Raw genomic sequence first — 14,098 nt, 5'->3', positions numbered from 1 at the left:
TAGGGGGCGTGTGTGGGGCTGGCGTTGGAGGTTTGAGTTTTTTACTCTGAACCCAAATAACTGGCGAGAGACAGGCTGCTCGTGACAAGCGGCGATGTCCCATCCGAGTTTTTGGAGGATTTGGCATGAGCACTTTCAGTCCATTGCACCCAATTAAGAGAATAGTAATTGAGCGGTCCAATCGATGACGAACAAAGCAAGACAGTATAAGCCTTCTACAGTCCGTAGATTAGATACGTTGTCGGGTAACAAATGTTCTGCTCCAGACTGCGAGAAGGCGCTTGTTGCCAAAGATGGAGTGAGCATTATTAGCAAGATATGTCACATTGAGGCGGCCAGTTCTGATGGGCCTCGTTACAATCCGCAGATGTCAGATGATGAGCGCCGCCATTTTAACAACCTGATTCTTCTTTGCGACGAGTGTCATACGATAATTGACAACATAGAAAACGAAGCGCTGTATTCGGTCGATCTTTTACAGGAATGGAAGGCGAATCACCACAGTAAGATAACCCAACGAATACAGGCCAAAAAGCCCCTTCTCAAACTGGCAATCGACGCTATTGCTGATGGAAATTTTGAGGGCGGTAATGAGGAAGAGGAAAGCACCTCGCCATATCAAATCGACAAGAAGATTGAATACAACGCGGTCGTTAGAAATAGGCCTCTCATTGATGAATACAAGGTTTACTATAACCAGATTTCTTCGTTATATGACGAGCTGGAGTCTCACGGATCATTCAAGAAAGACAGGCTCCTTAGAAATATTCGCCGAATCTATTTAAAAGTAAAGGGCAACTATGTCAGTAGTTCGGATAATGAAATTGAGTCAATCAAGGACAACGCCGACAACATTATCGAAGATATTGAGGATATATTGATAAACACCGACGGCCTAGCTTATGGCAACTGCGACGAAGACATTTCTTTCGGTATTTCTGTTGTCATGGTTGATGCGTTCATGCGCTGCAAGATACTAGAGGAGCCGTTAGCACAATGATCTTGAATAAGGACGTACGACCTGACAGAAAAATATACTACATAGGGTCGCTAATCATAGAAAAATTAATGGATGATCCCGGACAATCTGTTGACTACCTGTCGATCTATGAAGGACTGCGCAAGGAGGAAAATATTTCTTCCGAGATATTTTTTCTGACCTTGGATTGGTTGTTTCTCCTGGGTGCGATAAAACTTGAAGAAGGGGTAGTTAGCAAATGTTTTTAAAAAAGCTACTCATACAAAAAGACGAGACAATAATTCGAGATATTCCTTTTCATAAGGGAATAAATTTGATTGTCGACGAAACAAAGACAGAGGATAAGAAGGAGTCCGGGAATAACGTAGGTAAATCGACTGTTCTTCGATTAGTAGATTATTGCTTTGGTGGTAACGGTAAAAACATTTACCAGGACCCGGAGTTTAAAAGCAAGACGAATACCGAAATAGAAGATTTTCTAACAAAGAATAATATCATCATTACGCTGATATTGAAGAAAGACCTGGATGACAATGAAAGCCCTGAAATCGCGATACGCAGAAATTTTTTGAAGTACGGCAATAAGATTCAGGAGATTGACGGAGAGAAGTATACGGACAAAGAATTTACCCGAAAGCTGAAACAGCTCATTTTTCACTCAAAGACAGACAAACCTACTTTCAGGCAGATAATTTCAAAAAATATCCGAGATGAGAAGAACCGTTTGCAGAACACAGTAAAGGTTCTCCATGCCACTACCACCGATCAGGAATACGAAGCGCTTTATTTATTCTGGTTCGGGATTGATCTGGATGTTTCCGAAAGAAAGCAGAAGCTTGTTACTAGACGAAAGATTGAGGACACGTTGCAGAAGCGGCTAAAGGCCGAAGGAACCCTGTCTTCAGTCAACCAATCTTTAATTGTGGTAAATCGATTGATCCAGGATGTGAATCAACGTAAGGAAACGTTTGTTGTCAACGAGAATTACGAGGTTGATATAGCCAACTTCAACCAGGTCAAGGCAGACCTCAATAAGCTGTCAACCAGGCTCGCCAGACTGGAATTGAGAAGGGAGCTTATTAGGGAAAGCATCGATGAACTGGCCTTGGAAGTATCGAATATTGACGTAGAAAAGATACGCGCGCTTTATGATGAGGCGAAAGTATTAATTCCAAAGCTTCAAAAGACATTTGAAGACACGATGTCGTTTCACAACGCGATGGTTCAAGAAAAGAGACGATTCATATCAAATGAATTGCCGCAGCTTGATTCGACAATAAACGAATTGCAATCATCTATTGGCGCGCTCCTTGATGAAGAGGAGCGGCTTGCTTCGGTTCTCAAATCTACGGGTGCAAAAGAAAGTTTCCAATCCATTCTTGACGAGTTGTCCCAGCTTTCAGCAAGGCAGGGTAGTTTGCTCGAACAAAAACGCTTATGGGAAAGCACTCTGGAAACGACTGACTCCATAGAGAAGGAAATCGAAGAGATTGACAAGGGTATATCATCGCTTGATGAAACGTTGCAGGAGCGCGTTTCCGAGTTTAACAAGTATTTTTCAAATATCTCGTCAAGGCTTTATGGCGAACAGTTTGTTCTATCGCCAGATAAGACAGAAAGAGGCTACCAGCTTAACATAAGCAGTATTAGCGGGAATCTGGGAACGGGAAAAAAGAAAGGTCAAATGGCGGCATTTGATTTGGCGTATATACAATATGCTGATCAGGCGAGCATAGATTGCCTTCACTTTATTCTCCAAGACCAGATTGAGAACGTACATGACAATCAGATTTCCAGTCTCATGACGGAGGTTGTTTCGGAGCTCGATTGTCAATACGTTATGTCGGTACTGAGAGATAAACTCCCGATGGATATCGATATTGATCGATACACAATTGTTTCACTTTCACAAGACGATAAGCTGTTCCGCATATAACCGTTTTTGTTTTTCGCATAGGCGAATAATGCATTATTAATATGGCGACCAAAGAAGGCATACTTGAGCAGATCGTTGGAGTGCCTTGGCCATAAAGGGTATTTTGTGCAGCACAGTATCAAGTTCCTACCGCTATGCTGACCGGTTCCGCTGATGTCCACGAATTGTAGAGAAATCAATCAGGGGTTTCTCTGATGGCAATTGAAATGCGGCATAAATGGATCTTCCCCGCCCGGTTTCGTGCAGGCGGTTATGGTTGGAAATCTTCGCGCCTGGCTTGTCAGCGACTACGTGAAGCCGTTTCCGAGATAAAGAAAGTCGCAAAGAAAGAACCTGTCGTTGGCGCCGACGGCGCTGTTCGCCTGATGGAAAAGCTCTGGCCGGCGCTGGAGTATGTCGACAGTTCCAGCGGCGCCCTGGGTTCCGCGGTAAACAAAACACTGGATGACCTGATTCCGCTGATCATCAAAGCCCCGGCCGATGCCAAAACTCGTGACAAATGGCTCGAGCGCCTGTGGCAGGCGATGGAGGACGACGGTGTCGACTATCTGGGGCCGGTGGGCGATCGCTGGGGAGAGTTATGCAGTTCGGTGGAAACGGCCAATCAGTGGGTAGAGGAATTGATGCCGACACTGAGGGCATGTTGGATCGACCCGAACCCCGGCAACTATTTTCACGGCACAACAGCCTGCCTGTCCTGTCTGTTGTCGGCGGGGCGTTACCAGGAGCTGCTCGATCTATTGGCGCTGGATCGCAAACCTTTCTGGCATTACCGCCGCTACGGTGTTGAGGCGTTACTGGCCATGGGCAGGAAGTCAGAAGCCCTGAAATTCGCCGAGGCCTCCAGAGGGCTCAACCAACCGGATTCGGCCATTGACCATGCCTGCGAAGAGATCCTGATTTCCTCGGGTCTCCACGACGAGGCCTATCGGCGCTATGGGCTGAGGGCAGCCCAGGGCAATTCGTATCTCGCGCAGTTTTGTGCCGTGGCAAAACGCTATCCCATGGTGGCGCCAGAAGACATTCTCGCGGATCTCATCAAGACCACGCCAGGGGAAGAGGGCAAGTGGTTTGCGACGGCCAAGGAGTTGAAGCTCTATGACTTCGCGTTGCAGCTTGCCAATCAAAGCCCATGTGAGCCCAAGACGCTGACCCGGGCAGCGAGAGATTTTATTGAATCGGAGCCCGCGTTCGCTCTCGGTGCGGCAATGGCCGCGCTTCGCTGGTTGAACGAAGGTTGGGGTTACGAGGTGACCACCATCGATGTGATCGATGCCTTTGACCTGGCGCAGGCTGCTGCCGAGAGATCCCACATAGATAATGTGTTAGATCAGATTCACGCGCTGCTCGACCGGACGAAGGGCGCCGGGAACGCGTTCGTCAGTCAGTCCCTGGCGCGCAGATTATGATGATGCAGAAAGAGGTGGAAAGGCTAACAGAACGACGGTGTGAGAGTCCGAAACGGACGCTGAATTTCCAACTCTGCGTTCCACTCACGTTCCACTGGCGTTCCACAGAAGGGACAATTTGAGACGATGAGAGACAAGCGGTCGAGACGCTATAAACAAAAAAACCATTTAAGAATCAGCATCTTAAATGGTCTCTCGTGGTCTTTCGACGTTTTTCAAAATGGTGCCCAGGAGAGGACTTGAACTTCCTGGAAAAGATTAAAAACCCTATTAGTATCAATAGCATAGTGGGCTTTATCGGATTTGCGTTCCACCTACGTTCCGCGTAGCCAATGGTATTGAGCGGCGCAATAGACTAGAACGTATATCTGAGAACTAGTCCACCACTTACCTTAATATCAGATTCGAAACCTGCATCCTTAACACTTTCCAGTGGTAATACTACAGCACCGTATGCGCTCAAATACAAATGTGCGGTGAGCCGATATGTAATATCGCTACCAACTTCGAAGTGATTAAAAGAAAAACCGTCGGAATAGTAGTCTCCAGCCGAGATCAAGGCATATGGCTTTGCCATCCATTGGCCCGCTCTCGAAACCCATGGCCTTGATAACTGGAATTCTATGTAGTCAGAGCTGTCATGGTCGATACGATGAAAATAAGAAACCTTAGCTTCCAAAGTTTCATTTACCTGAGAAATTGCTTCAATAAATATTTCTTTGCTTTTAAGAATCGGATCATTATTCTGAAAACCGACCGAAATATTTAGGACATTAAAATTATAGGAGTAGGAAAGGAAATAAGCGGTAAAATTGTCGACGTCGTCTAGATCAACTTCTTCAATTCCCGCAGAAAGTCCTAGATGAGAAATCTCAATACCATAATCAACGCTATCTAAATTTTCAAGAACGACTCCTCTATAAGAGTAGTCTGGTTGGTACTCCAAAAAAATGGAAGAAACAAGGTTGTTATTCCTTTCTTCGCATAAAGCACTGCTAGAGATCGTGGCTAGAAAAATTGAATACCAAAAAGAAGTTTTCAATTTAAAAATGTATGGCGAACTAATGCAATCTGGTTTTAATGAATACAAATGCTAACCCCTTTTTTCGACAGCGAAAGTCTAAAACTCTTTCATTCCAATTTTTCCTTTATAAAATGGCCTTCGTCCGTTCGAGTAAAGAATACCTCAATACCATGTTTTTCTTGCAGTATCCGTAGTGCACAAAGATGTTTGCCTGCTTCGCTTTTCGAGTCGCACGATGTAAATGAACTATCTTGAATGATTTTTAATGCCAATCCCTCGAAAGCTTCTCTTGGGTTGGCTCCATTTGGCAGTCTAACGTCGTACTCTCTGAATTCGGGAAAATCGGCTTTAAAATAAAAATAGGCAAGAGCAAATTTATAGAGAATGTTTGTGTCAAGACTTGTTGGAACCTCAAACGCCAGACATAAGTTGTCTGGACAATATGTCAAAATTCTTACATTGTTTGACGTCATCTCCGTGAGGAAAGGTTTTAGTGTTTTTTGTAGCAGATCCTTCGCTTCACTACTATTTCCGCATGCGCTTATTGAAAGTAAGGCAAGTAGCAGTGAAACGACCATAACTACTCTGATAAGAATGTTATGGCATTGGTAGCGGTCTAGAACCATTGCCTTCACCTCTCTGTAAATGCCAGTGATTTTTTTCCCACTGACCATGTGTGAATCCACAATCCATGGCACAGGTGTTAACAGTTGTATTGTCCAAGGAAGGGTTTCTCCAACCTGAAATATCGACCGCTTTGTTTTGATAATGCAAGCTATTTTGGGAATGATAGAGTTTACCTTCAGGCGAAAATTGCTCTTTCCCTCCTGTTACATACAACGTTCCACCGGGTAAACATTTATCTGCAAAGCACTGCAATGCTTCTGCAGTATCTCCGGTTACTGGAACGGTTTGAGGTGGTCGCCCAACATATTTCACTTCTCCCCTCGGAGTATTATCAATCGTACCTTCTTTAGGTTTTTCGATCTCTTGACTTGGTGATTTTGTCGAAACGGTTGCAAAAATATAAGCAAAGCTAGATGAAACTGCTCCATTTTCAAACTTGCCGTTATTAATCCGAGATACAGCTCCACCAATGATTGCCCGTTTTGCCAACGTGCCATAATTGATTTGGCCGTTATTTGCTTGGGGAGGCGCAAACGCAGCTGCTATACCAGCACTCCAAAACCCCCTTGAGAAGTTACCACCAGTGGCATGAGAAATTGCTCCTCCTGTAGCGCCCTGGGCTGCATAACTTGCACCTGCGCCCCAATTAGTTTGGGCATACTCTGACACGCCTCCCATGATATAGGCAGTGGCAGCACTAATGGCCGCCATTTTCAACGATTCTTCAAAACTCGCGCCGTTGGCTGCACCGGATAGAAAGCCGTATGCAGCGGCACCGGCGTAGGGATTTCCCGTGGCAACTCCTACGATAATTCCTCCAGCAATGGCAACTAGAGTACGTCCATGTTTGTTCATGAATCGGCCAAATTCTTCCAGCGGAGGACCAACAACGCTAAATACTGCGTCACCAATTGCCCTTACGCCCCCCGCAAATATGTCTGCCGCACCTCGAAGGACGCCACCAATGGCCCGTCCCAAAGACCAGAATCCGGTTGGATCGGTAAATTTGAGGGGATTATTTAGAACGTAAGAGTAACGATTAAAACTTTGTCCAAAACTTGGAAACTGGACAAATGGATCCGCACTGACGAAGCGGCCAATATCAGGGTCATATACACGGCCATTCATATGTATAAACCCGACATTGTCGAGCTGCTCGTGGCCCGTGAATCCATTGGTGAAAGTATGATACTGGCGCTTTTTATCCTGGATCCGCTTCCCCCAGGGATCATATCGAAGCTTCTGAATAAGTTGGCCACTAGAATCTGTTATTGCCGAGAGAGAGCCAAGATAATCGTTGTGGAAGTAGGATATTGATGAAGTCTCAATCGATGAGCGTTCTCCCGAATCAATGAAGGTCTGCTTGTAAATTTCGGGGAAGTGTCTAGTTGGAAAGAACCAGGTTATCTCTTCATAAGCCCCAACAACCCCACTGCCTCCAACAATAAAATGCCGCTTCCGTAGTCTCTCCGAGGTCGGCATGAATGGAGGGACCATAACCTCTTTAACCTCTTCATAATTCCCCACATAGGTTGTTTGGACACTTCGTAAGATATCGCTGTAATCCTGGAAATACTTCCTCCCGGATGCGGAATACTTGAATTTTGACCACTTGCTGCCACTTGATTGAATTAACACCACTTGATTAGAGGCGTTGTAACTTAAAGAAGCTTGATCACTTTTAACAAGGTTTCCGTTGGCGTCATAGCGATATTTAGAAACTATTGCGTCTTCACCAACGCCACGCGTGATTGACGAAACTCCATGAACCGGCCCGTCTTTATCGCCGTAAGCATATGATCCAACACCTGACTTGCTCAAAATGTTTCCAACCAAATCGTACTCAACTGCAGTCTTCTCAATCCCATTCTCTCGCTGACTAACCAGGCGATCTAAGGCATCATATTCGTAGCTAAGAGTTAGCTTTTGAGCGAGGTTTCGAGTAGTCCTGGATTCAAGGTTGCCTCCCAAGTCGTATAAATATGTTTCGTCTAATATAGGATTTCTATTCTTGTCTTGGGTGGATATTGCCTCCAGTAATCCAGTATTTTCAAAGTACTGTTTATTGGTGGTGACATTGTTTCCAAACGTCTCAGAAACTAGCTGGCCGGTAGCATTGTACTTACCCGACCAATACAAAGATCCGACAGCTTCATTATCGCAGCTACTTAATGAGGGTTTTGATACACATCGAAAAATGCCTAATTCATCAAAATGGTTTTTTACGACAAATCCTGTTGGGTATTGCATTTCCGTGACTCTATTCAGAGCGTCATATGTGGTTGATGAAACGAATTTCTCCTCTTGGATATGTGTTGTAACACTGGTTATGCGGGAGTGTTCATCGTAGAGATAATGCTCCTGGTGTCCGTCTGAGCTGAGAACAGCGGTTAGCTTTCCTGTTGCGTAGGGTTTGTCGTCATACTTATTTTCTAGAGAGCTATCGCTGGTTCGCTTATATAGTAATCGACCAATTTGATCATATTGAATGTATGTTTCCTGCTCCTTCGCATCCTTTTGATAAACCAGTTCTGCGTAGGCATTGTATCTGTAGTACCAATGTCCCATATCGGGGTCTATTAGCTCGGATTTGTTTCCTGCGTAGTCGTAACGAGTGACAATTTTACTGCGATTATTGTTATTAATTTCTACGACACGGCCAGCTATATCATATTTGTAGTGAACTATGCCGCCCAAGGCGTCGGTGACAGATAGGAGATTATTGTCAAGGTCATACATGGATATAGTTCTACGACCTTTGGATTTGTCGTTCTTCGCCATCTCACAGAAATTTCTGAGATGTGATGAACTGCCTTTAACTTCCGTAGACTTTGCAAAGTCGATATGTATGGTTGTATTTCGGTCGTAGTAATAACACGCGACTTGACCACTTGCCCCAATAATACTTGCGGGCCTACCAAGTAGATCGTAATTGGTTTTACTACTGTAAACGGGATCATCTTCGAATCGAGGAAGAGTTTTTTCAACAAGGCGGCCTTCAATATCGTAGTAGTTATCGATAACGACCCTTTGATTGTCCTCGCCAACACTTATCGTGCGCAGCTCCCTACCCTTGCTATCTAGCCATATACTACTGGGTGGCAAGCCGTATACATGTGTTTCAACCGCGTAAGTAGCACCGCGTTCATTGGGCGGCAGGAAGGACCGGGTAAATGTCGTTTTAACTTTCGTCGAGGATTCGGTTTCGATCAACTGGCCAAGAGAGTCGAAATTAGACTTTGTGGTTACGCCGTTAGCATCTTCAATTGCAGTAGGAATGCCAAAAATCTCGTTTGATGCAATCACAGCAGTTCGATGATGTAGAGCGTTGTAGTCCGCCCTAACTATCCGACCTAGTGCATCGTATTCAAAAAAACGTACTCTGGGTTTCAGAGGCTCACCGTTATTTAGCTCTCTGTTAGTTCCGCATGAGATGGCCCTTTCGGGGTCAATGGTTGTGATGGTATCCCGATCACCTGCAGTTGCAGTGGGACAAGTGATCGTTTGTATCGTGTTCCCAAACTTATCGTGGATATGGTAAGTGGAAATACTGAACTGGCTGCCTGAAAGGCTGATCTCCTGTTCCAGTAAGCCTGTTTCTGCTGAATAACTAAATTTAGCGGTTCTGGATTGAGATTGTTTGTTCGGATCAGAATGCTCTATTTCGACAGTGGTTCTCGAGACACGACCTTTAATCCATTTGTCGTTATCGTCTTCGTAATCACTAGTCGTGGTTGTTTTGGCTCCGTCGCTCCTGCTGATGACGGTTTTAACTACGTTCTGGAAGCCGTCCTTTCCACTATAGTGATACTCCTCGTTTTGAATAGACAGTGGTTTGTCGTGGTTGATGTCATAAGTGTGTGTGGCTGAGCTTGTTAAATGAGTAACCCAATAATTGTGCGAAGTGCCAGTACTATTGCTCATACCATGAAGTGGATACTTCGTCCAATCATTCACGATGGTTCTTAATAATCTAAATTGGTCGTCACGCTTGATTGAATGTTGTTCTTTAGAAGTAAGTCCAGACCGGCCGAAGTCCTGATAAAAATTGGCTTCAGTTTTGGTAGTCTTTAGCGGTGAATTGTTCAAGCTAATTCGTGATTGATAGCCTCTGGATTCGCCAGTGATCATATCTATTCGATAACCAGAATAGCTGTACTTGAAATTCGACGTGGTTCTATAACCGAACGGGTCTTTGAGAGTATTATTTCTCTCCTCTATTTTTACACTATCAACGCCGTGAAGAGGCATGGAGACATTAACTAAGGGATATCTTACCGGACCCCCTCTACTGTAAAAGCGATCAATCCCGTTATCTCGCCAGCCAGCATTTTCCGATTGAGAACGATAGCGAATATTGATTATTTGGCCCATGCCCTCGTCTATTCTCGTAAGAATATCGGATCTACCTCCGGTTTTTGAATCTGCACTTCTATTTAAAAGAACGTGCTTTTGTGTTTTGTTTTCAGCATCAGTAAAGCTTTGAATCAAGTCCGGTAGACCATCTCCATTCACATCCAGGATTCTTGTGCCTGGATCGCCGTTAATGTAATCGTTAAGAATGAGGCTCGGACCCGAACTCGCCACAGGACTCCAACGCCCGCCAAGGTTGAAGTGCACACCAGACTCAGCATTACCATCTTTAGCCGTTTTCCTGCTATACAGAATGTCGACGAGTGAGTCACCGTTTAGATCTATAAATGCGAAGCCGGGATTATTGGGCTTTTTGGCTACTACGTTAGCCGGTAGTTGCCACGTGGGCACATTTTCTGTCCAGCCATTTCCGGTATTTAAATGTATCGAAGATGACGAGGTTCCATCATTGTGATTGATATGTATGTGATCGATAAGCCCATCCCCATTGATGTCGTTGAATAGATTGGTCTGGGTGACTGGGAGTGGGTGAGATGGATTGTTTGGCCGTATAGGGTGGTCTAGGCGGTGTTTGGGGATGAAATCTGGAGCGTAGTTCCACCCACTGCCCGTATTTATTAGCGCTCCGGCATATTTATTTTTATAGATTTCATTCTTTCTTTGCGCCAGACATACATCATCGTTTTTCTGGCAACTTATCGGTTGCTGTGAAGGGGAAGTAAAGGACAGTTCGTAACTAAATAGTAGGTCAGGTAATCTATCACCATTAAGATCAGTAATCTGCGTATTTAACCATCGATATCTCTCGGTTGTATACACATCAGAGCCAAAGCTACCTCTTCTTGCCTCGTCTTTCGATGAGAAGTCGACGCAAAACTTTACCGGATAGTCGTACTCTTCATGCGCATTCTCAAAATAGCAGGGTTGAAACTCTGGCGCTTCTTGCCAATGGTCACCCATGTTGAGATAGGCTCTTCTGAACACTTGGTTATTGAGAGTTCCATCCCTATGCGAAGCTATGATGTCATTTCTACCATCGCCATTAAGGTCTATGACAACAGCCCCGAGATCACCTGACGTGCTGTCAACAAATGCTATATCAGCAGGCCATTGGGAGCTTTTTTCTAACCAACCAGTATCGACATCTCCTGAATTGAGATAAACCTCAGCAGTATCACCACGTTTTGCATATACATAATCAGCGAGGCCGTCGCTGTTAACATCGATCAGTCTAGCTCCTAGATCATCACCTTTGTCATTTGATATCGCTTTAGGTGGGGCATAGCGTTTGTTGGGCTCCCATTTTTGGCCAGAATTAATGAAGGAAGAAGATTCGCCCGCACCTTCTTTATGAAGCACGATATCAATTAGTCCGTCTCCATTCAGGTCGACGAACCTCACCCCCTTGTCGCCTTCTTTTGATTTTGCGATTTCTACCGGCGGTGTGTAGTCAGTAGACGGCGTCGACCAGCCGTTACCAACATTAATCAATGTATTTGGCCCAATTTCTGGATTACTCAGGTAAACAACATCGGACAACTTGTCTCCATTAAGATCAGCAAATTTAGCGGCATTAGATTCAGTCTCAGGATTGTAGATAGGTTGTGGGGGAATATATAGTTCTGCTGAACTCCAACCATCGAGTGTATTCAAAAAGGCAAATTTGAACTCAGCTTGATTGGTACCGTTGCTGTTGGCGACCACATCCAGGAGACCGTCGTCATTCAGATGAACAAATTGAACTCCACTGTAGAGAGCTTTGCCCATCTCACTCACGTATAGAATGAACGGAGGAGTATGTTTCTCTGATTTCGTCCAGCCTGATTTTGAAGCCAGCCATACGCCGCGAACCTCAGTATTTTCGTGACGGTAACTGAGTAGCAGGTCTTTACATCCATCTTGGTTGATATCGACGAGTGCTAATGCCTTAGGACCTGGTATTGGTGCAAAGGGAAATATGAATGACTGATCACTAAATTCCTCCCAACCAGTCCTTTCACTGTAATTGTAGGCGACTGATTCAGTGTTTCCGTCTTGATCTAGTCTATGGTAAACAAGATCGTCAGAACCGTCGCAATCGACATCCAAAGAGTACGTCCCATTTAATTGCCCATATTCATTGAAGGCGAACCGTCGAGGTGGGGCGAGATCCGGCTCTTCATCCCAGTGATTATTTTTCTGTTTGTAACCAGATGATTCAATTCCATTGCTATATATCAGCTCTTTATTACCGTTCCCATCAGCATCAAGCAGTATCAAGCCTGGCTCTGACGACCCGTTATTTGCGGTAGGTATCGGAGGTACTAATCCACTCTCGCTCTTCCAGCCACTTGGATCGTGGAGAAATGCGTGTTGTTCTTCTGTTCCGTTGGAAAATCTCGAATACTCGAGGAGGTCATTCTTGCCGTCGCCGTTAATATCTACAAACAAAATGCCATTTCTAGGCCCGGATTCATTTGAAAATGGAATAGGTGATGCAAACGGTTGAGCTTCTTCCTGATGCGTGGCGTCACTAGGATTTGACCATCCACCGTCGGTGGCAAGGACTGCAAAGCTTTCTAAATCACCTCCGATAGCCGATGCATACATAAAATCAGACAACCCATCGCCATTCAAATCGACTAGCTTTGTGCTGTCAGCTAACACATTTGAGTGCGACAGTGATGGTAATGAATTTTGCCACTCGGTAGGGGTTTTCCACTCCGGTTTGGTTTCCGAGTATGTAAACTTGGTCGGTCTGTAAGATTTACCGTCTGCGCCATATTGGGTAACACTGTCAAGTTTGAAGCTATCTGATCCAGTAGCGCGAGAATGTTCGAGCCTATACTCGAACATTGGTTGATCGTTAAAACGTGTTTCAATTCTTTCAAGCACCTTGCTTCTAACAATCTTATAGCCCACGAAATAGCTTTCAATTGGATGTGGGTTTTCAGAATATGTGAACTCAATGGCAGCATATGGAGATATATCCTGACTCCTATTCCCCGTATATGTGATCTGATCAATGTTATAGTCGCCATTATTATTTTGTAGGTAACTGAATTGAATATAGTTACCTAGAGTGTCTTCGATTGTTTCACAGACCCAAGCAAGAACTTTCCCATCCAAAGTTATACGGCTACCGGCCGAATTTCCCAGGAGAATTGTCAGTCCTGATTTAGTTTTTACCTCAAATTCAGAAGGACCCTGATTCGTAAAGTTGAATCCTCTGATGCGAGATCCATCGTCTATAAGAGTACGGTACTCAATGTATGAATTGTCGCGAGAAGTTGCAGTAGGGATGAGCCTCTGTCCGTTAAAGTAAAAGGCGTCATCTTCAGTGAATTGGACTCGGGTAATTTTTCCGTCTTGTCCAAGATTTTTCGGACCTCTCGTGATGACATGCAGCCCTTCTACGGTCCACCCTATACCAACAGAACTAGATGGGGATTGTGAGTTGTATGTGAGACTGATTGATGGTGTGAGGCCTGCTGTTCCAGGAGGGGTAATTATGGGGATGCTATATGTCGCACTGCCTTGAGAAGAAACATCAAAAACAGCATCAATTTGCCCGACAGCAACGTTTTCTGAATTGGATGAGTATGCGGACTCCATTGCCAGTGCAGTGGCAAGAAGCAGAAGAAAGTAGCGAATTCCCCAATACCGGCGTGTGATCATCCTTTCACCAAAGCATCCACAGTTATTATTGAAGTGGGTAGTTCCTTGAGAAAGGATGCGAAGAAACTACGTCATTCAATTTGCCACAGTAG

At 44.8% G+C, this 14,098-nt stretch carries 7 protein-coding genes; 4 read left to right on the top strand and 3 right to left on the bottom strand.

All coding sequences use genetic code 11. The features are described 5' to 3' along the window. The first annotated feature begins 184 nt into the window (after window positions 1–184). The 4 genes from R3F50_02020 to R3F50_02005 all read left to right on the top strand — a co-directional run bounded on the left by R3F50_02020 (window position 185) and on the right by R3F50_02005 (window position 4,324). Window positions 185–1,000, top strand: coding sequence for an ABC-three component system protein (locus R3F50_02020; protein MEZ5489079.1), 816 nt, complete (start codon window positions 185–187; stop codon window positions 998–1,000). Continuing rightward, window positions 997–1,227 (top strand): ABC-three component system middle component 6, encoded by a 231-nt coding sequence (locus tag R3F50_02015; GenBank protein ID MEZ5489078.1) that lies wholly within the window; start codon window positions 997–999, stop codon window positions 1,225–1,227. Before R3F50_02020 ends, R3F50_02015 begins: the two co-directional genes overlap by 4 nt. Then, the gene (locus R3F50_02010; GenBank protein ID MEZ5489077.1) at window positions 1,218–2,915 is read left to right on the top strand and encodes a DUF2326 domain-containing protein; all 1,698 of its coding nucleotides are present in this window, start codon (window positions 1,218–1,220) and stop codon (window positions 2,913–2,915) included. Before R3F50_02015 ends, R3F50_02010 begins: the two co-directional genes overlap by 10 nt. 194 nt (window positions 2,916–3,109) lie before the next feature. Next, entirely contained in the window at window positions 3,110–4,324 is a 1,215-nt protein-coding gene (locus R3F50_02005; GenBank protein MEZ5489076.1) for a hypothetical protein, read from the top strand. Window positions 4,325–4,679: 355 nt separating this feature from the next. On the opposite strand, the gene R3F50_02000 is transcribed toward R3F50_02005, so the two are convergent. From R3F50_02000 to R3F50_01990, 3 genes are read right to left on the bottom strand one after another with little or no spacing between them, the layout of a single operon-like run. Next, window positions 4,680–5,414 carry a hypothetical protein gene (locus R3F50_02000; protein ID MEZ5489075.1) on the bottom strand — a complete coding sequence of 245 codons (735 nt, stop codon included), beginning with the start codon at window positions 5,412–5,414 and terminating at the stop codon, window positions 4,680–4,682. Window positions 5,415–5,455: 41 nt separating this feature from the next. Next, window positions 5,456–5,974, bottom strand: coding sequence for a hypothetical protein (locus R3F50_01995; protein MEZ5489074.1), 519 nt, complete (start codon window positions 5,972–5,974; stop codon window positions 5,456–5,458). Further along, a complete protein-coding gene (locus R3F50_01990) occupies window positions 5,946–14,006 on the bottom strand; it encodes an FG-GAP-like repeat-containing protein (protein ID MEZ5489073.1) in 8,061 nt (2,686 codons plus the stop codon). Before R3F50_01990 ends, R3F50_01995 begins: the two co-directional genes overlap by 29 nt. Between the last annotated feature and the right edge of the window lie 92 nt (window positions 14,007–14,098).

The sequence above is a fragment of the Gammaproteobacteria bacterium genome, from assembly GCA_041395725.1.
In the GTDB taxonomy this organism is placed as follows: Bacteria; Pseudomonadota; Gammaproteobacteria; order Pseudomonadales; family Pseudohongiellaceae; genus NORP240.
Note: the sequence above shows the minus strand (reverse complement) of the source record. Positions and strands in the feature narration are given on the sequence as shown.